Origin of the sequence: Streptomyces sp. NPDC005551, assembly GCF_042871785.1 — a bacterium.
Taxonomy (GTDB): domain Bacteria; phylum Actinomycetota; class Actinomycetes; order Streptomycetales; family Streptomycetaceae; genus Streptomyces.
Map to the genome: position 1 here is coordinate 403,764 of NZ_JBIAJE010000009.1, position 18,816 is coordinate 422,579.

Annotated in this window: 17 protein-coding genes and 1 riboswitch; of the genes, 6 read left to right on the forward strand and 11 right to left on the reverse strand. The window is 72.0% G+C overall.

The genetic code is table 11. From position 1 onward, the window contains the following. Positions 1–86: 86 nt before the first annotated feature. From ACFYP4_RS26965 to thrC, 5 genes are all read right to left on the reverse strand, one after another. Complete coding sequence (locus tag ACFYP4_RS26965) at positions 87–1,208, reverse strand: NADH:flavin oxidoreductase (protein WP_388788734.1); 1,122 nt, start codon at positions 1,206–1,208, stop codon at positions 87–89. Between the two features lie 230 nt (positions 1,209–1,438). After that, positions 1,439–3,064: a chaperonin GroEL gene (gene groL, locus ACFYP4_RS26970; protein ID WP_358854279.1), complete on the reverse strand. Its 1,626-nt coding sequence runs from the start codon at positions 3,062–3,064 to the stop codon at positions 1,439–1,441. Positions 3,065–3,511: 447 nt separating this feature from the next. Beyond that, complete coding sequence (locus ACFYP4_RS26975; RefSeq protein ID WP_005315736.1) at positions 3,512–3,715, reverse strand: cold-shock protein; 204 nt, start codon at positions 3,713–3,715, stop codon at positions 3,512–3,514. Positions 3,716–4,136: 421 nt separating this feature from the next. Continuing rightward, the gene (locus tag ACFYP4_RS26980) at positions 4,137–4,415 is read right to left on the reverse strand and encodes a MoaD/ThiS family protein (RefSeq protein WP_358854278.1); all 279 of its coding nucleotides are present in this window, start codon (positions 4,413–4,415) and stop codon (positions 4,137–4,139) included. Then, complete coding sequence (gene thrC, locus ACFYP4_RS26985) at positions 4,412–5,716, reverse strand: threonine synthase (protein ID WP_358854277.1); 1,305 nt, start codon at positions 5,714–5,716, stop codon at positions 4,412–4,414. Before thrC ends, ACFYP4_RS26980 begins: the two co-directional genes overlap by 4 nt. Before the next feature lie 17 nt (positions 5,717–5,733). Beyond that, positions 5,734–5,891: riboswitch (SAM riboswitch) on the reverse strand. A gap of 167 nt (positions 5,892–6,058) precedes the next feature. Between thrC and ACFYP4_RS26990 the strand changes: the two genes are divergently transcribed. Both ACFYP4_RS26990 and ACFYP4_RS26995 read left to right on the forward strand, forming a co-directional pair. Further along, positions 6,059–7,030, forward strand: a complete 972-nt coding sequence (locus tag ACFYP4_RS26990; protein WP_388788739.1) for a glucosyl-3-phosphoglycerate synthase — start codon at positions 6,059–6,061, stop codon at positions 7,028–7,030. A gap of 126 nt (positions 7,031–7,156) precedes the next feature. After that, entirely contained in the window at positions 7,157–8,560 is a 1,404-nt protein-coding gene (locus ACFYP4_RS26995; RefSeq protein ID WP_358854275.1) for a trehalose-6-phosphate synthase, read from the forward strand. 85 nt (positions 8,561–8,645) lie between these two features. Here the strand turns inward: ACFYP4_RS26995 and otsB are convergent, their stop codons facing one another. The 3 genes from otsB to ACFYP4_RS27010 all read right to left on the reverse strand — a co-directional run bounded on the left by otsB (position 8,646) and on the right by ACFYP4_RS27010 (position 11,062). Continuing rightward, complete coding sequence (otsB, locus tag ACFYP4_RS27000) at positions 8,646–9,500, reverse strand: trehalose-phosphatase (protein ID WP_358855240.1); 855 nt, start codon at positions 9,498–9,500, stop codon at positions 8,646–8,648. 67 nt (positions 9,501–9,567) lie between these two features. Beyond that, positions 9,568–9,795, reverse strand: coding sequence for a DUF3263 domain-containing protein (locus ACFYP4_RS27005; protein ID WP_121404660.1), 228 nt, complete (start codon positions 9,793–9,795; stop codon positions 9,568–9,570). Positions 9,796–9,850: 55 nt separating this feature from the next. Continuing rightward, on the reverse strand, positions 9,851–11,062 hold the full coding sequence (locus ACFYP4_RS27010) for an extracellular solute-binding protein (RefSeq protein ID WP_388788823.1): 1,212 nt from the start codon (positions 11,060–11,062) through the stop codon (positions 9,851–9,853). Positions 11,063–11,228: 166 nt separating this feature from the next. On the opposite strand from ACFYP4_RS27010, the gene ACFYP4_RS27015 reads away from it, so the two are divergent. The 3 genes from ACFYP4_RS27015 (at position 11,229) to ACFYP4_RS27025 (ending at position 14,435) form a co-directional block, all read left to right on the forward strand. Further along, entirely contained in the window at positions 11,229–12,179 is a 951-nt protein-coding gene (locus ACFYP4_RS27015) for an ROK family protein (RefSeq protein WP_388788743.1), read from the forward strand. Then, positions 12,179–13,351 (forward strand): N-acetylglucosamine-6-phosphate deacetylase, encoded by a 1,173-nt coding sequence (gene nagA / locus ACFYP4_RS27020; RefSeq protein ID WP_358855238.1) that lies wholly within the window; start codon positions 12,179–12,181, stop codon positions 13,349–13,351. Before ACFYP4_RS27015 ends, nagA begins: the two co-directional genes overlap by 1 nt. 121 nt (positions 13,352–13,472) lie before the next feature. Next, entirely contained in the window at positions 13,473–14,435 is a 963-nt protein-coding gene (locus ACFYP4_RS27025) for a 1-phosphofructokinase family hexose kinase (protein WP_388788746.1), read from the forward strand. Between the two features lie 231 nt (positions 14,436–14,666). Here the strand turns inward: ACFYP4_RS27025 and ACFYP4_RS27030 are convergent, their stop codons facing one another. Together ACFYP4_RS27030 and cdgB are read right to left on the reverse strand one after the other, a co-directional pair. Next, on the reverse strand, positions 14,667–15,635 hold the full coding sequence (locus tag ACFYP4_RS27030; protein ID WP_388788749.1) for a carbohydrate-binding protein: 969 nt from the start codon (positions 15,633–15,635) through the stop codon (positions 14,667–14,669). A gap of 106 nt (positions 15,636–15,741) precedes the next feature. Then, complete coding sequence (gene cdgB / locus ACFYP4_RS27035; RefSeq protein WP_358855235.1) at positions 15,742–17,424, reverse strand: diguanylate cyclase CdgB; 1,683 nt, start codon at positions 17,422–17,424, stop codon at positions 15,742–15,744. Between the two features lie 401 nt (positions 17,425–17,825). On the opposite strand from cdgB, the gene ACFYP4_RS27040 reads away from it, so the two are divergent. Then, entirely contained in the window at positions 17,826–18,413 is a 588-nt protein-coding gene (locus tag ACFYP4_RS27040) for a flavin reductase family protein (protein WP_388788754.1), read from the forward strand. Positions 18,414–18,531: 118 nt separating this feature from the next. Here ACFYP4_RS27040 and ACFYP4_RS27045 read toward each other — a convergent pair whose 3' ends face one another. Continuing rightward, positions 18,532–18,807 carry a DUF1876 domain-containing protein gene (locus ACFYP4_RS27045; RefSeq protein ID WP_358855233.1) on the reverse strand — a complete coding sequence of 92 codons (276 nt, stop codon included), beginning with the start codon at positions 18,805–18,807 and terminating at the stop codon, positions 18,532–18,534. Positions 18,808–18,816: the final 9 nt, after the last annotated feature.

An 18,816-nucleotide genomic window follows, 5' to 3' on the forward strand; every position in this document is an offset into this window, starting at 1 on the left:
AGCCCCGGCTCAGCCGACCCGGGTACTAGCCCCGGAAGGCCGACCCGGGCGCAGGCCCCGGAAGGCCGAGGGTGCCCGGCGCCGGCTCAGCTGAGGGTGCCCAGCGCCGCCGCGTCGTACGCCTTCAGCTCGTCGGAGCGGCCGGCCAGGACCTTCGCCGCCCACTCCGGGTCCTGGAGCAGGGCGCGGCCGATCGCGACGAGGTCGAACTCGTCGCGCTCCAGCCGGTCGAGCAGGTCGTCGATGCCGCGGACGGAGGAACCCTCGCCCTGGAAGGACTTGAGGAACTCGCCGTCCAGGCCGACCGAGCCGACGGTGATGGCGGGCCTGCCGGTGAGCTTCTTCGTCCAGCCGGCGAGGTTGAGGTCGGAGCCGTCGAACTCGGGCACCCAGTAGCGGCGCGTGGAGGCGTGGAAGACGTCCACTCCGGCCGCCGCGAGCGGGGCGAGGATCGCCTCCAGCTCCTCCGGCGTCTCGGCGAGCCGGGCGTCGTAGTCCTGCTGCTTCCACTGCGAGTAGCGGAAGAGGACCGGGAACTCGGGCGAGACGGCGGCGCGGACCGCGGCCACGATCTCCGCGGAGAACTTCGCGCGGGCCACCGGGTCCCCGCCGTAGGCGTCGGTGCGCCGGTTGGTGCCGGCCCACAGGAACTGGTCGAGCAGATAACCGTGGGCGCCGTGGAGCTCCACGCCGTCGAAGCCGATGCGCTCCGCCTCCGCGGCGGCCTTCGCGAACGCCTCGACGACGTCGTCGATGTCCCGCTGGGTCATGGCCCGGCCCTTGGGTTCGGCACCCTCGGCGTGGATGCCGGAGGGACCCATCGCCGGGGCGTCCGCGAACGGCGGCTCACCGGCCCGGCGCACCATGCCGATGTGCCACAGCTGCGGCACGATCGTGCCGCCCGCCGCGTGCACGGCGTCGGCGACCTTCGTCCAGCCGGCCAGCTGCTCCTCGCCGTGGAACCGCGGCACGCTGTCGCTCTGACCCGCGGACTCGTGGCCGACGTACGTGCCCTCGGTCACGATGAGGCCCACGCCGGCGGCGGCGCGCCGGGAGTAGTAGCCCACCACGTCCTCCCCCGGGACGCCGCCCGGCGAGAACTGCCGGGTCATCGGTGCCATCACGATCCGGTTCGGGACCGTCAGACCGTTCAGGGACACGGGACGGGACAGGATCTCGGCTGCGCGGGACGCGGAATCGGCGCTCACGTGGGGGCTCCTCTGGACGGCGGGTCAGGACGGGGCATTCCGGTGGGTATGTGCACGTGCATCGACCCACCCTCCCGGTAACGGCCCCGTTGCCCACGGCATTCCGGGCCCCCGGCCCACCTCGGTGTGATCCCGGCCACGGATCGGCCGCCGCACCCCGGAAACGCCCGAGGGCGGCACCCCCGGAAAGGGGTGCCGCCCTCGGAAAGGACGAGCCTGATCCGCGAGGATCAGAAGTCCATGTCACCGCCCGGCATGCCACCCGGGGCGCCGCCTGCGGCGGCCTTCTCGGGCTTGTCGGCGATGACGGCCTCGGTGGTGAGGAACAGCGCGGCGATGGACGCGGCGTTCTGCAGGGCAGAGCGCGTGACCTTCGCCGGGTCGATGATGCCCTCGGCGATCATGTCCACGTACTCACCGGTCGCGGCGTTCAGGCCGTGGCCGACGGGCAGGTTGCGGACCTTCTCGACGATGACACCGCCCTCGAGACCGCCGTTGACGGCGATCTGCTTGAGCGGGGCCTCCAGGGCGAGCTTCACGGCGTTCGCGCCGGTCGCCTCGTCACCCGTCAGCTCCAGCTTCTCGAAGACCGAGGAGGCCTGCAGCAGGGCCACGCCACCACCGGCGACGATGCCCTCCTCGACGGCCGCCTTCGCGTTGCGAACGGCGTCCTCGATGCGGTGCTTGCGCTCCTTGAGCTCGACCTCGGTGGCGGCACCGGCCTTGATGACGGCCACGCCGCCGGCCAGCTTCGCCAGACGCTCCTGGAGCTTCTCGCGGTCGTAGTCCGAGTCGGAGTTCTCGATCTCGGCGCGGATCTGGTTGACCCGGCCGGCGACCTGGTCGGCGGAGCCGGAGCCGTCGACGATCGTGGTCTCGTCCTTGGTGATGACGACCTTGCGGGCACGGCCGAGCAGGTCGATGCCCGCGTTCTCCAGCTTGAGGCCGACCTCCTCGGAGATGACCTCGCCGCCCGTGAGGATGGCGATGTCGCCGAGCATGGCCTTGCGGCGGTCACCGAAGCCCGGAGCCTTGACGGCGACGGACTTGAACGTGCCACGGATCTTGTTGACGACCAGGGTCGACAGGGCCTCGCCCTCGACGTCCTCGGCGATGATCAGCAGCGGCTTGCCCGACTGCATGACCTTCTCGAGGAGCGGCAGCAGGTCCTTGACGTTGCTGATCTTCGAGTTGGCGATCAGGATGTACGGGTCGTCGAGGACGGCCTCCATACGCTCCATGTCGGTGGCGAAGTACGCCGAGATGTAGCCCTTGTCGAAGCGCATGCCCTCGGTGAGCTCGAGCTCCAGACCGAAGGTCTGGGACTCCTCGACCGTGATGACGCCTTCCTTGCCGACCTTGTCCATCGCCTCGGCGATGAGCTCGCCGATCTGGGTGTCGGCGGCGGAGATGGAGGCCGTCGAAGCGATCTGCTCCTTGGTCTCGACATCCTTCGCCTGCTCCAGCAGGGCACCGGAGACGGCCTCGACGGCCTTCTCGATACCGCGCTTCAGAGCCATCGGGTTGGCGCCGGCGGCGACGTTGCGCAGGCCCTCGCGGACCAGCGCCTGGGCCAGGACGGTCGCGGTCGTCGTGCCGTCACCGGCCACGTCGTCGGTCTTCTTCGCGACTTCCTTGACCAGCTCGGCGCCGATCTTTTCGTACGGATCCTCGAGCTCGATCTCCTTGGCGATGGAAACACCATCGTTGGTGATCGTGGGGGCGCCCCACTTCTTCTCGAGGACGACGTTGCGACCCTTGGGACCAAGGGTGACCTTGACGGCGTCGGCGAGCTGGTTCATCCCGCGCTCGAGACCGCGCCGTGCCTCCTCGTCGAACGCGATGATCTTGGCCATGTGAAGTGGTCCTCCCGGACTGGGGTGGATTGCTCCGGACCGCGCTGGCGCCCGCGACGGACGGCCTGCCTGCCTCGTGGTTCCTTGCCCCACATGGCCTGCGGGCCTCGCCGACCCGGTCCTTCGTTGTCACTCTCACCTTCAGAGTGCTAACGCCAATGATTAGCACTCGACCCCCGAGAGTGCAAGACGCTCCCCCGCAGTGAGCCCCTTCCAGGGGGCGCGCGGACCCCGCCGGGAGCACTCCCACGCGCCCGCACGCCCCGGGACGGCACCCGTCCCAACCTCCCGCACGCGCTGCCACAACACCGTCCCGGCCTCCCGGTCGCCCCGCCGCGGGCCTCGTCGCGGCCGGGTCGGGGAACGCCCGAGGGGCCCGTACCCCTGATGGGATACGGACCCCTCGACGTGAGTGAATACGTGCGTCGGTGGCCGATCGCGCCGAGATCAGACGGCGAGTTTGACCATGTCCGCCTGCGGACCCTTCTGGCCCTGCGAGATCTCGAACTCCACTCGCTGACCCTCTTCAAGGGTGCGGTAGCCGTCCATCTGAATCGCGCTGTAGTGCACGAAGACGTCCGCACCACCGTCGACCGCGATGAAGCCGTACCCCTTCTCCGCGTTGAACCACTTGACGGTGCCCTGAGCCATGCCCAACTCCCCTATTACTGGCCCTTGCACAGATCCGCACTTCGCGGATCCGGGTCAGACCTCACCCCCCAACGGTTGGGGGTGTGCGCCGGAACGCGTCGACCGCGGCTGAATGTATCTGTCCAACTGCCGTCTGCAACAGGTCAGTCGGACGAGAAATCCGGGCACGCATGATCGGCAATATGTGGAGGACTCGCACATGTTCAGGGCAAGTCGGGCCCCGTAGGTGCCATGAAAGGCTTGAAAAGGCCGGGCACATTGGCTGCTTCTTGTCGGACACCGGATCGGCGTTCATATGCGCCCGGCATGGAAAGAACGGCAGCTTCCCCAACTGTACCGTGCTCAACCATGCAGAATTGCCCCCTCCGTTTCTTGCGGAGAGGGCAATCCGGGGGAACAGCCGGTTTTCGGAGCCCGGTTGTCAGCAGCCGCCGGCCACGGCCGGGATGATCGAGACGCCCGCGCCGTCCGGCGTCGCCGTCTGGAGGCCCTGCTCGAAACGCACGTCGTCGTCGTTCACGTACACGTTGACGAAGCGGCGCAGCTTGCCCTGGTCGTCCAGGACGCGCGCGGCGATGCCCGTGTGGTTCTTCTCCAGGTCCGAGATGACCTCGGCGAGGGTCGCGCCCTCCGCCGGGACCTCGGCCCTGCCACCCGTGTAGGTGCGCAGGATGGTGGGGATGCGAACGTTGACGCTCATGATGCGAGGCCAGCCTCTCGGAAGGAGTCCAGGTTCGGGCGGATGGTCGCGGTCAGACCGGTGCCGGCCACCGCGTCGAGGGTCTTGAGGCCGTCACCGGTGTTGAGGACGACCGTCGTCAGGGTCGGGTCCAGGACGCCGCTCTCGATCAGCTTCTTCGTGACACCCACGGTCACGCCGCCCGCCGTCTCGGCGAAGATGCCCTCCGTCCGCGCCAGCAGCTTGATCGCGTCGACGATCTGCCCGTCGTCGACATCCTCCACCGCGCCACCGGTCCGGCGCGCGATGTCGAGGACGTACGGCCCGTCGGCCGGGTTGCCGATGGCGAGCGACTTGGCGATCGTGTCCGGCTTCTGCGGCCGTACGACGTCGTGTCCCGCCTTGTAGGCCACGGACACCGGCGAGCAGCCCTCGGCCTGGGCGCCGAAGATCTTGTACGGCCGGTCCTCGACGAGGCCGAGCCCGATCAGCTCCCGCAGCCCCTTGTCGATCTTCGTGAGCTGGGAGCCCGAGGCGATCGGCACGACCAGCTGGTCCGGCAGCCGCCAGCCGAGCTGCTCGCAGATCTCGTACGCGAGGGTCTTCGAGCCCTCCGCGTAGTACGGCCGCAGGTTGACGTTGACGAAGCCCCAGCCCTCGCCGGCCGGGTCGCCGATGAGCTCGGAGCAGAAGCGGTTGACGTCGTCGTAGTTGCCCTCGATGCCGACGAGCTCGCCGCCGTAGACCGCGGCCATGACGATCTTGCCCTGCTCCAGGTCGTGCGGGATGAACACGCAGGAGCGGAAGCCGGCCCGGGCGGCGGCGGCACCGACGGCACCCGCCAGGTTGCCGGTGGAGGAGCAGGAGAGCGTGGTGAAGCCGAAGGCGCGGGCGGCCTCCAGGGCCTGCGCGACGACGCGGTCCTTGAAGGAGTGCGTCGGGTTGCCCGAGTCGTCCTTGACGAAGAGCTTGCCGGGGTCGACGCCCAGTTCGCGCGCGAGGTTGTCGGCCTGCACGAGCTTGGTCCAGCCCGGGTTGATGTTCGGCTTGTCGGCGACGTCCTCGGGGACGGGCAGCAGCGGCGCGTAGCGCCAGATGTTCGCGGGGCCCGCTTCGATGCGCTTGCGGAGTTCCTCGGTGTCGTACGCCGAGAAGTCGTAGGCGATCTCCAGCGGGCCGAAACACTCCTCGCAGGCGAAGACCGGGCCGAGCGGCACGCGGTGTCCGCATTCGCGGCAGGAGAGGGCCGCGGCGGGGCCGAGATCGACGGAGTCCGCGGCGGTGGAAGAATCGGTGGTGCTTGCAACTGTCTGCGCAGCCATGGAGGCGAGGCCCTTTCTCCTCATCTTCCTCACGGCGCACTTCGCCGTGAGACGGATTTGGCACCTTCCCTAGCCGGGAGCCTCGCGACGCTGATCGGCGATGATCAGGACGAGACCGGCTGGAGGGTTGCCGGGGCTTCAACGGGCCGTATCCCTCTGCCCCTCTGGATGAGCGGTGTTCAGTTGTTGGTCGCGACGCGGGGACCGAGCCAGGACATGCGATGGTCATCCGCGTTGTTCAAGACTGTAACCGAAGGCCAGGACAGTTGAGATAGTCGTCCGAACCGCGAGATGGATCACACCCCGGCGTGGCGTGTGGTCGGACAGAGAGGAGCCCGGACCGTGCTGGAAGAAGTCGAGCGCTGGCTGAGCACCCGCTCCTGGTCCGTGACCGACCGTCCGCTCCACCAGCTGACGGCCGCCAAACGCACCACGGGGTCGACGGTCAGCGTCGTGCTGCCCGCCCTGAACGAGGAGGAGACCGTCGGCGCGATAGTCGCGGCCGTCCGCCACGACCTGATGCTGCGGGTCCCGCTCGTCGACGAGATCGTCGTCGTCGACTCGGGCTCGTCCGACCGCACCTCCGAGGTGGCCGCCGCGGCGGGCGCCCGCGTGGTGCACCGGGACGACATCCTGCCGCGGCTCCCGCCCGTCCCCGGCAAGGGCGAGGTCCTGTGGCGGTCCCTGCTGGTGACGAGCGGGGACATCGTCTGCTTCGTCGACGCGGACCTGCGCGAGTTCTCCTCCGACTTCGTCACGGGGATCGTGGGCCCGCTGCTCACCGACCCGGGCGTGGCCCTGGTCAAGGCCATGTACGACCGGCCGCTGACCGTGTCCGACGGGTCCGCCTCCGGCAGAACCGCCGCGGGCCAGGGCGGCCGGGTGACCGAGCTCATGGCGCGTCCGCTCCTGAACATGCACTGGCCGCAGCTCGCGGGCTTCGTCCAGCCGCTGGGCGGCGAGTACGCGGCGCGCCGGTCGCTGCTGGAGCGGCTGCCGTTCCCCGTCGGGTACGGGGTGGAGCTGGGCATGCTGGTGGACGCGCTGCACCTGGTGGGTCTCGACGCGCTCGCCCAGGTCGACGTGGGAGTGCGCAGGCACCGCCACCAGGACGGGCAGGCGCTCGGCCGGATGTCGGCGGCGATCTACCGCACCGCGCAGCTCCGGCTCGCCCGCGGGCACCTCGTCCGCCCGGCCCTCACCCAGTTCGAGCGGGGTGAGGACGGCTTCGTGCCGCGCACCCACTCCGTGGACACGCAGGAGCGGCCCCCGATGGTGGAGCTGGCCGAGTACCGCTCACGCAGAGTGGCCTGAGCCCGGACACCGGGTGATGCCGGGCGGGGCCGGCTGCCGCCGGACGACGTGCTCCGGCGGCCGACGGGCGAGGCGGTACCCCGCCCGTACGTTTGAGCGTTTCCGAGCCGGGCTAGGTTGAGGTCTATGGCTTCCACGCACGGTGACCACCAGATCCTTGTCGCGTCCAACCGCGGCCCGGTCTCCTACGAGCTGCGCGAGGACGGCTCGCTCCGCGCCCGGCGCGGCGGGGGCGGGCTGGTCTCGGGACTGTCGGCGATCGGGCCGGACGCGGGCGCCCTGTGGGTGTGCGCGGCCCTCGGCGACGGGGACCGCGAGGCGGTGCGGCGGGGCGTCGGCGAGGACGGCGTGCGGATGCTCGACATCGACGCCGAGGTGCACACGGACGCGTACAACGGCATCGCGAACTCGGTGCTGTGGTTCGTCCACCACATGCTGTACCAGACCCCGCTCGAGCCCGCCTTCGACGCGGAGTTCCGGCGCCGGTGGGCGTCGTACGAGACGTACAACCGGGCCTTCGCCGACGCGCTGGCCTCGGCGGCGGCGACGGGGGCCTCGGTCCTCGTGCAGGACTACCACCTGACGCTGGTGCCCGGGATGCTCCGTGAGCTGCGGCCCGACCTGCGCATCGGGCACTTCTCGCACACGCCGTGGGCGCCGGTCGACTACTTCCGGATGCTGCCCGACGACATCGCGCAGCAGGTGCTGCGCGGGATGCTCGGCGCGGACCGCCTGGGCTTCCTCACCCGTCGCTGGGCGGACGCGTTCACCGCGTGCTGCGAGGACCTGGCCGGCGGTCTCGGCGGCACCCGGGTCGGGGTGCACGGTCTGGGCGCGGACGCGGACTTCCTGCGCGCGCGCTCGCACGAGGCGGATGTCGACGACCGGATGGCGGCGCTGCGGGAGCAGATCGGCACGTCCCCCGAGGGCGGCCCGCGCCGGACGGTCGTACGGGTCGACCGCACCGAGCTGTCGAAGAACATCGTGCGGGGCCTGCGGGCGTACGAGCAGCTGCTGGAGGAGCGCCCCGAGTGGCGCGAGCGGGTGGTGCACGTCGCCTTCGCCTACCCGTCCCGCCAGGACCTGGCCGTCTACCGGGACTACACGGCCGAGGTGCAGCGCGTCGCCGACACGATCAACTCGCGCTACGGGACGCCGGGCTGGACCCCGGTCGTGCTGCACGTCCAGGACGACTTCGCCCGCTCCCTGGCCGCGTACCGGCTGGCGGACGTGGCGCTGGTCAACCCGATCCGGGACGGTATGAACCTGGTGGCCAAGGAGGTGCCGGTCGTCTCCGACGGGGGGTGCGTCCTGGTGCTGTCCCGGGAGGCGGGGGCGCACGAGGAGCTCGGCGAGGACGCGATCACGGTGAACCCGTACGACGTGGTGGGCACCGCACGCGCGCTGCACGAGGCGCTGACGATGCCGGCCGACGAGCGCGCCACGCGCACGAAGCGGCTGGCCGCGGCGGCGACCGCGCTGCCGCCGGCCCGGTGGTTCCTGGACCAGCTGCACGCCCTCCAGGCCTGACCCCTCGTGGCTCTGTCCCCGGCCGGGACCGAGCCACACCGGCGTCGGTGCGGGTACCGGTACCCGCACCGGCGCCGGTCCGCTGTCAGGTCAGCCGGTTCGCCAGGGTCGTGAGGAGGTGGACGACCCCGGCCGGGCCGTCGACGACCAGGTCGGCACGCTCGGCGAGGTCGGCGACCTCCGCGTTGCCGCTGAACACCAGCAGGCCCGGCACCCCGTCGGAGCGGAGCTTGTCGACGGCGGCGAACGCGGGCAGGTCGCCCAGGTCGTCACCGGCGTAGAGGACGGCCTCGGCGCCGCTCTCGCGCACGTACTCCGTGAGGGCGACGCCCTTGTCCACGCCCGGTGGCCGCAGCTCCAGGACCATCCGGCCCGGCTCGACGATCAGGCCGTGCCGGGCGGCGAGCTCACCGAGGGGGCCGCGCAGGGTCTCGAAGGCGGCCTGCGGGTCCGCCGCGCGGCGCGTGTGCACGGCGACGGCGCGGCCCTTCTCCTCGATCCAGGTGCCCTGCCAGGCGCCGATCTCGTCCAGGAAGCCGGGCAGTTCGGCCCGGACGGCGGCCACTCCGGGGTGCGGTGCGGGCGCGCTGACCGTGCCGCTCACCGCGTCCCAGCGCTCGGCGCCGTAGTGCCCGAGGACCACCAGGTGCTCCAGGCCGGGGACGCCCGCGAAGCCGCCGTGGCGGACCGCGACGCCCGCCGGGCGGCCGGTGACGACCGCCACCGACGCCACCTCGGGCGCGAGGGCCGCGAGGGCGGGGACGGCGCCGGGGTGGGCCCGGGCCTGTTCGGGGTCGGGGACGATCGGGGCGAGCGTCCCGTCGAAGTCGAGTGCGATCACGGCCCGGCCGGGCCGTCGCAGGATGGCGTCGAGTCCCTCGCGCCCGGCCGTGGTCGCCGGGGTCGGCAAGGAGTCCGTGAAGTCCGCGTTGCTGCCCATGGGACGACCCTATCCGCGCGGGGCGGGACGCACGCCTGTCACTTTGCGCCGGGCACCCCTGGCGGACTCAGCGTTCCGCGCGGCGGGCCTCGCGGACCCGGCGGAGCCGGTTGACCGTCACCGGGTCGTGGGCGAGCGCCCGCGGGTCGTCGAGCAGGGCGTTGAGCAGCTGGTAGTACCTGACCGGCACGAGACCGAGCTGTTCGCGTATCGCCCGCTCCTTGGCGCCGGGGCCGGGCCAGTTCCTGCGCTCGGTGGCGAGGACGGCCCGCTCCTGGGGGGTGAGCTGCTCCATGGCGGCCACGGTAACCCCCGCCACCGACAGCGCCCGCCCGTCCGGTCCCGCCCCGCTACTCCGCGCTCTCCGCGATGACGGCCCGGCGCTGGAGTTCGCCCAGGACGGCGGACGGGCGGCCGGTGGGGCCGACGGCCTTGCCGATGTCCTGCTTGACGGAGGCGCTGACGCCGGCCCAGCTGGTCTCGCCGACCGGGTAGAGCTCCGCGGAGGGGAGTTCCTCCAGGAAGGGCGCGAGATCCTTGTCCTCCGGGTCCTCCGCCATGACCGCGGACGCTGACGTGGTCACCGGCAGCAGGTCGTACCGGCGGGAGAAGGCCAGCACGTTCCTCGTGCTGTAGACGTAGTCGAGGAACTCGCCGGCCTGCTCCCGGTGGCCGTTCTTCTTGAAGGCCATCATCCAGTCGGCGACGCCCATCGTGGTCCGGCTCCTGCCCTCGGCGCCGGGCATGGGCACCATGCCGAACTTGATGCCCTTCGCGGCGGCGGTCTTCATCAGCGTCGGGTGCCCGTTGAGCATGCCGACCTCGCCGCGGGCGAAGGCGGCGAAGGCGTCGGCGCGGTTGAGTTTCGCGGGCGCGGTCGGTCCGGTGAGCCCCTTGCCGACCAGCTCGTTCTTCAGCCAGTCGAACGTCCTGACGTTCTCCGCCGAGTCGAGGGAGTACGTGCCGACGTCCTGGGTGTAGCCGCCGCCCCCGCTCAGCAGCCACTGCATGGTCTCCGCCTGCGCCTCCTCGGGACCGAGCGGCAGCGCGTAGGGGATCTCGACGCCCTTGGACTTGAGCACCTTGGCGTCGGCCGCGAGCTCGCTCCAGGTCTTCGGCGGGGTGAGGCCCGCCTCGGAGAACAGCGTCTTGTTGTAGAAGAGCAGCCGTGTGGAGGCGGCGAACGGCATGCCGTACTGCACCCGCCGCATCTCGCCCGCGTCGCTGAGCCGGGAGACGAAATCGGCCTGGGTGGGTATGGAGAGCAGGTCGTCGGCCTCGTACAGCTCGTCCTTGGCCGCGTAGTCGGCGTACGCGCCGATCTGCGCGAGGTCGGGGGCCCTGCCGGCGTCGACCAGGTCCCTGACCTTGCGGTCGACGTCGTTCCAGGAGTAGACGTCGACCTCGACGTGGATGCCGGGGTGCTCGGCCTCGAAGCTCGCGGCCAGCTCGTCCCAGTACTTCTCGGAGCTGTTGGCCGCGGAGTCCCCGTAGTCCGCGGCGACCAGTCGCAGGGTCACGTCGTCGGAGCCGGCCGAGCCGCCGCAGCCCGTGAGCGCCATTGTCGTGCCCAGTGCGGACACCACCGCGATCAGTCCTGTCCTACGCCGCTGCACCGCTCGTCCCCAACCCTGTTGTCTAGTCCTGTTGTCCCAAAGTTCGGGTACAAGGTCTACACCACGTGAGTGGACTAGACCTCTCCTGGGGTAAGGGGCGACACTGTCCCCCGTGAGACATGTCATCGCCCTCGACGTGGGCGGCACCGGGATGAAGGCCGCCCTCGTGGGGGCCGGCGGCGAGCTGCTCCACCAGGCCCGCCGGGCGACCGGCCGCGAGCGCGGCAGCGACGCCGTCGTCGGGACGATCCTCGACTTCGCGGCCGAGCTGCTGGCGTACGGCGAGCGGCAGTTCGGCGAAGCCGCCGCAGCGGCCGGCGTCGCCGTCCCCGGCATCGTCGACTCCGCGCGGGGCGTCGCGGTCTACTCGGCCAACCTCGGCTGGCGCGACCTCCCGCTGCGCCGGCTGCTCGGCGAACGGCTGGCCGGGACACCGGTCGCCCTCGGTCACGACGTGCGCACCGGCGGACTCGCCGAAGGGCGGATCGGCGCGGGCCGGGGCGCCGACCGTTTCCTGTTCATACCGCTCGGCACCGGCATCGCCGGCGCGATCGGCATCGACGGCACGGTGGAGGCGGGCGCGCACGGCTTCGCCGGGGAGATCGGCCACATCGTCGTACGGCCCGGGGGAACCCCGTGCCCGTGCGGGCAGCGCGGCTGCCTGGAGCGCTACGCCTCCGCGTCGGCCGTCAGCGAGGCCTGGGCCCTCGCGTCCGGCGACCCGGACGCCGACGCGGCGGACTGCGCGCGGGCCGTTCAGGACGGGGACGAGCGGGCCGTACGCGTCTGGCGGGACGCCGTCGACGCGCTCGCCGACGGGCTCGTCACCGCGCTGACCCTGCTGGACCCGCGCACCCTGATCATCGGAGGCGGGCTCGCCGAGGCCGGGGACACCCTGTTCGCGCCGCTGCGCGCCGCCGTCGCGGAGCGCGTCACCTTCCAGCAGCTGCCGTCCCTCGTCCCCGCGGCTCTCGGCGACACGGCCGGATGTCTGGGCGCCGGACTGCTGGCCTGGGATCTACTCGAAACCGACATCACCGTCCGCTCGGAGGTAACCACCTGATGGCCCCTAGCAAGGTTCTCGCCGGCGCCCGGGTGGTCCTGCCCACCGGGATCGTGGACGGCGGCCACCTGGTCGTCGACGGCGCGCGGATCGCGGGCGGGGGTCCCCCCGGGACGGAGCCGGCCGGAGTCCCCGGGGACGCGGAGCGGCTCGACCTCACGGGCCACTGGCTGGTCCCGGGCTTCGTCGACATGCACAACCACGGCGGCGGCGGCGCGTCCTTCACCTCGGGAACCGTCGAGGACGTCCTCAAGGGCGTCCACACCCACCGGCTGCACGGCACGACCACCCTCGTCGCCTCCACCGTCACCGGCGACATGGACGGCCTCGCCCAGCGCGCCGGACTGCTCTCCGAACTGGCCGAACAGGGCGACATCGCGGGCATCCACTTCGAGGGCCCCTTCATCTCCCCCTGCCGCAAGGGCGCCCACTCCGAGGAACTGCTGCGCGACCCCGACCCCGCCGAGGTCCGCAAGCTGCTCGACGCGGCGCGCGGCCGGGCCCGGATGGTCACGCTCGCCACCGAACTGCCGGGCGGTATCGACTCCGTACGGCTGCTGGCCGAGCACGGCGTGATCGCGGCCATCGGCCACACCGACGCGACGTACGAGCAGACGCGGGAGGCCATCGACGCGGGTGCCACCGTGGCGACGCACCTGTTCAACGCGATGCCCGCGCTCGGGCACCGCTCCCCCGGGCCGATCGCCGCACTGCTGGAGGACGAGCGGATCACCGTCGAGCTGATCAACGACGGCACCCATCTGCACCCGGCCGCCCTGGAACTGGCGTTCCGTCACGCGGGCGCCGGCCGGGTGGCGTTCATCACCGACGCGATGGACGCCGCCGGCTTCGGCGACGGCCGCTACATGCTCGGCCCGCTGGAGGTGGAGGTGGCGGACGGCGTCGCCCGCCTGGTGGAGGGCGGCTCGATCGCGGGCTCCACGCTCACGCTGGACCGCGCCTTCAAGCGGGCGGTCACCGTGGACCGGCTGCCCGTCGAGGACGTCGTCGCCGCCCTGTCCGCCAACCCCGCGAGGCTCCTCGGCGTGGCCGACAGGGTGGGCTCGCTGGAGGCGGGCAAGGACGCCGACCTGGTGGTGCTGGACGCGGAGTTCGAGGTGCGGGGCGTGCTGCGCCGGGGTGAATGGGTGGTCCGTCCCCGACTGGGGTGAGCCGTGCTCCCCGCGGCGGTCCCGAGGGCCGGGCCCGCCGCCGCCGTCCTTGGCATGATCGGGTCTTCGCGCGCACGGGCGGGCGGGGTGCCCGCTCCCACTCCCGGGGAGGTCGGCCGAGGTGATCCTCACGGTCACACTGAACACCGCTCTCGACATCACCTACCGCGTACCGGCCCTGCGACCGCACGCCTCGCACCGGGTGACCGAGGTGGCCGAACGGCCCGGCGGCAAGGGGCTGAACGTGGCCCGGGTGCTCGCCGCCCTCGGTCACGAGGTGACGGCCACCGGGTTCGCGGGCGGCGCCACCGGAGACGTCCTGCGGGACCGGCTCGCGCGGGTCCCCGGCGTGGTGGACGCACTGCTGCCGGTGGCTGGCGCGACGCGGCGGACGATAGCCGTGGCGGACACGGCCACGGGCGACACCACCCAGCTGAACGAGCCCGGCCCGGCGATCACGTCCGCCGAGTGGACCGCCTTCCAGGAGGCCTACGAGGGGCTGCTGCGCTGCGCGTCCGCGGTCGCCCTGTGCGGCAGCCTGCCACCCGGGGTGCCGGTCGGCGCGTACGCGGGACTCGTCCGCGCGGCCCGCGCGGCGGCGGTGCCGGTGCTGCTCGACACCAGCGGGGAGCCGCTGCGCCGGGGGCTCGCGGCCCGTCCCGACATCGTCAAGCCGAACGCCGAGGAACTGGCCGGACTCACCGGCTCCCACGATCCGGCGCGGGCCGCCCGGGACGTCCGCGGGCGCGGCGCCCACACCGTGGTGGCCTCGCTGGGTGCGGAGGGACTGCTCGCGGTGAACGCCGGGGGCCGCTGGCGGGCGGCGCCGCCCGGCCGGATCCGGGGGAACCCGACCGGCGCGGGCGACTCGGCGGTCGCGGGCCTGCTGTCGGGTCTGGTGGAGGGGCTGGCGTGGCCGGAGCGCCTGACCCGCGCCGTAGCCCTCTCGGCGGCGACCGTCCTGGCGCCCGCGGCCGGCGAGTTCGACCGGGCGGCGTACGAGGACCTGCTGGGCCGGGTGACGGTGACCCGGGAGACCGGCGCGGCCCGGGTGCATCCGCCCCCGCGCCGCGGCAGGACCTAGGCCGTGTCCGCAAAGTCCCGCCTGTTCCGCGACGCCTGGCACGCTCCCCCACTGCCCTGAAGGCGTGGGAGGTGCCCCCACTCGCCGCACCGGGCGAAGCCCCAAGTACGTCCAGTACGAGGGTCTCCGCCCGGCACTCCCCCAGCCTCCGGCCGGGGGGACCCCCAGAGCACGCACCAGACGCCGCGGAACCCGCCCTCCGGGCGAACGACGGGACTTTGCGGACACGACCTAGCTCTTCCAGCCCTCGGCCAGCCACATCTGGTCGAGGAGGGCGTCGCACTCGTTGCCCTGCTCGCAGGAGATCTTGATGGTGTTGGTGCCCTTGTTGAGCTCGACGTAGTTGTAGGTCTTCGTCCAGCCCTTCTCGTAGTCCCCCGCCGGGGCCTGTGCCCAGTTCTTGAGGGCGAGCGGGGTGCTCAGGGGCTTGGCGTTGACCGTGAGGGTGGCGGTGGCGTCCTTGCCGGGCACGCTGTAACCGGTGTAGACGGTGTACTTGCCGGACTTCGGGATGCCGCTCACGTTCCACGTGACGGCGGCGCCGACCTGGTTGAAGTTCGCGACGTAGACGCCGCCGGCCGCCTTCGCGCCCTTCACGTCGGACGCCGTGGTGGCGCCGTCGAGGTGCAGGGCCTTGGCGTCGATCGCGGGCAGGTCGTCCTCGGCCTCCGCGGGCCGGCCGGCCGACTTGCTGGGCTCGGCGCTCTGCGAGGCCGTGGGGGTCGCGCCGCCGGCGTTGTCGCCCTTGTCGTCGTCCGAGTCGCCGCCGAGCATCACGACACCGATACCGACGACGACCGCGGCGACCACGGCGATCGCGCCGATCAGCAGGCCCCTGGTGTTGGGACCCCGGCCCCGCCCGCCGCCGCCGACCATGGGCGTCCGGCTCGTGGTGACGGCGCCGGGGGCGGTCTCGGGTGCTCCGTGCTGCGGGGCGGGCCGGCCGTACGCCTGCTGCTGCGGGACCTGCCGGCCGTACTGCGCGGTCGGTGCCTGCTGGCCGTACGTGGCCTGCTGGCCGTACGTGGTCTGCTGCTGCCCGTACTGCCGCTCGCCCACCGCGCGCACCCTGTTGACGGAGCCTGGATAGCCGTAGCCACCGCTCGGCGGCTGTGCGCCTGCGGCCTGGCCGTCGGCGTACAGGTAGCCGAACGGGTCGTCGTCCTCGGGTGTGCTCGCGCCGTTGTTGCCGGGCGTCATCCCTTGGTCTCCTCAGCGGGTGCGGTACGTGGGTGAATGGCGAGCCTACCCGCTCCGGGGGACCCGAACGGGTGACTCAGTTCTCATCGATCCACTGACCTGCGTGTTATCCCGCACGCCGATGCTGTTTGGGACGAGACCGTTTCTCTACGTACATCCGTTCGTCAGCGGATTTCAAGACCTCGTCCGCCGTCATGCCGCAGTGTGCCCATCCGATGCCGAAGCTGGCGCCCACCCGCACGGCCCGGCCGTCGACCTTGATGGGCGGAATGATCGCGTTCCGCAGCCGTACGGCGAGGTCCTGGGCGTCGGCCCGGCCGAGGCCGTCGGCGAGGACCACGAACTCGTCACCGCCGAGCCGGGCGACCGTGTCCCCGTCCCGTACGACGCTGGTCAGCCGGCGGGCGACCTCCACGAGCACCGCGTCGCCCGCGTTGTGCCCGTAGCGGTCGTTGATCGACTTGAAGCCGTCGAGGTCGCAGAAGAGCACGGCGAGGCCCTTGGTGCCGTCGTCGGTCTCGCCCTCGGGCGCGATGGTGTGGACGTGGTGGTCGAAGCCGTCGTAGGGCCCCGGCTCCGGCCGGAAGTCGAATCCGTGGCCGTGCGCCTCCTGGTCGAAGGCGGCCGGGTGCTCCGGCGGGTACGCCCCGTACGCCGCGTCCAGCGAGGCGACCGCGCCGGGCGGCAGGGACTGCGGGCGCTGGCAGAGACGGGAGCCGAGGCGGGAGCGCAGCTCGGCCGAGTTCGGCAGGCCGGTGAGCGAGTCGTGCGAGGCGCGGTGGGCGAGCTGGAGCTCGCGGCGCTTGCGCTCCTCGATGTCCTCGACGTGGGTGAGCAGGAAGCGCGGCCCGTCGGCGGCGTCCGCGACGACGGAGTTGCGCAGGCTGACCCACACGTAGGTGCCGTCGCGGCGGCCGAGGCGCAGCTCGGCCCGGCCGCCCTCGGCGGAGGTCCTGAGCAGCGTGCCGATGTCCTCGGGGTGGACGAGGTCGGAGAAGGAGTAGCGGCGCATCGCGGAGGCGGGGCGGCCGAGGAGCCGGCACAGGGCGTCGTTCGTGCGCAGGAGCCGGCCGTGCTGGTCGCCGCCCATCTCGGCGATGGCCATGCCGGAGGGTGCGTACTCGAAGGCCTGGCGGAAGCTCTCCTCGCTGGCGCGCAGGGCCTGTTGCTCGCGCTCCAGGCGGACCAGGGCGCGCTGCATGTTGGCGCGCAGCCGGGCGTTGCTGATCGCGATCGCGGCCTGGAAGGCGTACATCTGGAGGGCCTCGCGGCCCCAGGCGCCGGGCCGGCGGCCGTTGCGCGGCCGGTCCACGGACAGGACGCCGATCAGTTCGCCGCAGCGGGAGCCGGAGATGCCGGGGGTGTACATCGGCGCGAAGAGGCGGTCGGAGGGGTGCCACTCGTCCTCGAAGCGGGGCGCCGGACCGTCCGTGTACCACTGCGGCACGTCGTCCTCGTCGAGGACCCAGCCCTCGGTGTGGGGTATGAACCGCAGGTCGCCCCAGGCCTCGCCCATGCTCAGCCGGCGGTCCCAGGAGGTGCGGGAGCCGACCCGGCCGGTGATGAGCGCCTCGGCGGCGGAGTTGCCCGCGAGCGCGGCCACCACGAGGTCGCCGTCCGGCTGGACCAGGTTGACGCAGGCCAGCTCGTAGCCGAGGCCGTTGACCACGCCGTCGGCGACGGTCTGCAGCGTGTCGGCCAGGCTGCGGGCGGTGTTCATGTCCGCCATCACCTGGTGCAGCTGCCGCAGGGTCGTAAGGCGGACGTACGGCTCCGACTCGCTCTCCATGCGCCCTCCCCCCGAGACCTCGCAGCAACTCCAGGGTTCTCTTCGGCGTGACTCGGCTTACTGCTCGGTAGCTTCAACCGTGGCTTCGTACATCGTTCCCGCCACTGAATCACAGCGCGCTGCCCACTCGGTACACAGGGTCAACAAAATATGGCTCCTGTGACTCAAGTCACAACAGAACATGAGCAATTGAGTGGGGTTTCTGCATTTTCACTGTGTGTTTACTGCGCGCATATCCGGGATCTGTGTACAGGCTGTGAGCGTATGTGACCGGCGACGGCGGTCCGTCGTCCGCCCCGGTGCGCGCGGCGGGGTCGGCCGGTGGTCCTAGGACCCGGCTCGGCCCGGGGTCGGCCCCGGGTCCGATGCGACGGGCCAAAGGCGGGGACTAGCGTTTTCCCGTGCTGAAGACACCCGCTGCCGTAGCCATCGCCCCTCCCCCGTCCGCCGCGCCGCACGCCGACGGGCATGCTGAGGGGGTGAGCAACGACGAGTTCCGCGCCGTCATGTCCCGGCTGGCCGCGGGCGTGGTCCTGGTGACCGCCCATGAGCCCGCGCTGGATCCGGACGGGCCCGGCGGCGAGGACGTCGGCATGACGGCGACCTCCTTCATGTCCGTCTCCCTGGACCCGCCGCTGGTGATGGTGGGCCTGCGGGAGGGCTCCCGCATGGACGACCTGCTCGCCGAGCAGCCGCACTGGGCGGTCTCCGTGCTGTCCGACAGCCAGCGTCAGATCGCGGGCCGCTTCGCGATGAAGGGGCGGATCAGCGACCGTCTGCTCTTCGAGGACCTCCCGTACCTCCGCGGCAAGGAGTCCGGAGCACCGCTGGTCGGCGGCGCCCTGGCCACCCTGGAGTGCCGCACGGAGCAGCGGGTGACGGCGGGCGACCACACGCTGGTCATCGGCCGCGTCCTGACGGCATCGGTCCCGAGCGCGGACGGCGACCCCCTGACGTACTTCAAGGGCCGGTACCGGCAGCTGGGTTAGGGCCGCGGGGCGCCCCACGGCCCGCCGGCCCGCCAGGGAGCCGGCGTCACGGCGTCACGGCGTCACGGCGTCACGGCGTCACGGCGTCACGGCGTCACGGCGTCACGGCGTCACGGCGTCACGGCGTCAGCGGGTGTGACGTGCGGCCCGCCGCGTCGTCGATCTCGTCGTGCGCCTTGGTCAGCAGCTTCATCGCCAGTTCGTTGAGTGCCCTGGCGCCCGCCACCTCCTCGCCCACCCTCGGCTGGTCGGCGTCGGAGGGGTGGCGGCTGGAGTACCCGTGCGCCCGCACCTCGCTCCCGTCGGCGAGCCGTACCAGCGCGGCGGCGCGGGTGCGGTGGGAGTCCTCCTCGAATTCCAGCTCGACGTGCCATCCGACAGCGGTCCGCGCCATCACGATCAC

Excerpts from the sequence above, each read along its gene's own strand:
- ACFYP4_RS26975 (WP_005315736.1), bottom strand. The coding sequence starts at position 3,715 with ATGGCTCAGGGCACCGTCAAGTGGTTCAACGCGGAGAAGGGGTACGGC.
- ACFYP4_RS27045 (WP_358855233.1), bottom strand. The coding sequence starts at position 18,807 with ATGGCGCGGACCGCTGTCGGATGGCACGTCGAGCTGGAATTCGAGGAG.
- nagA (WP_358855238.1), top strand. The coding sequence starts at position 12,179 with ATGGCCCCTAGCAAGGTTCTCGCCGGCGCCCGGGTGGTCCTGCCCACC.
- ACFYP4_RS26980 (WP_358854278.1), bottom strand. The coding sequence starts at position 4,415 with ATGAGCGTCAACGTTCGCATCCCCACCATCCTGCGCACCTACACGGGT.
- groL (WP_358854279.1), bottom strand. The coding sequence starts at position 3,064 with ATGGCCAAGATCATCGCGTTCGACGAGGAGGCACGGCGCGGTCTCGAG.
- thrC (WP_358854277.1), bottom strand. The coding sequence starts at position 5,716 with ATGGCTGCGCAGACAGTTGCAAGCACCACCGATTCTTCCACCGCCGCG.
- ACFYP4_RS27010 (WP_388788823.1), bottom strand. The coding sequence starts at position 11,062 with ATGGCGCTCACGGGCTGCGGCGGCTCGGCCGGCTCCGACGACGTGACC.
- cdgB (WP_358855235.1), bottom strand. The coding sequence starts at position 17,424 with ATGGAGAGCGAGTCGGAGCCGTACGTCCGCCTTACGACCCTGCGGCAG.
- otsB (WP_358855240.1), bottom strand. The coding sequence starts at position 9,500 with ATGGGCAGCAACGCGGACTTCACGGACTCCTTGCCGACCCCGGCGACC.
- ACFYP4_RS27005 (WP_121404660.1), bottom strand. The coding sequence starts at position 9,795 with ATGGAGCAGCTCACCCCCCAGGAGCGGGCCGTCCTCGCCACCGAGCGC.
- ACFYP4_RS26995 (WP_358854275.1), top strand. The coding sequence starts at position 7,157 with ATGGCTTCCACGCACGGTGACCACCAGATCCTTGTCGCGTCCAACCGC.
- ACFYP4_RS27030 (WP_388788749.1), bottom strand. The coding sequence starts at position 15,635 with ATGACGCCCGGCAACAACGGCGCGAGCACACCCGAGGACGACGACCCG.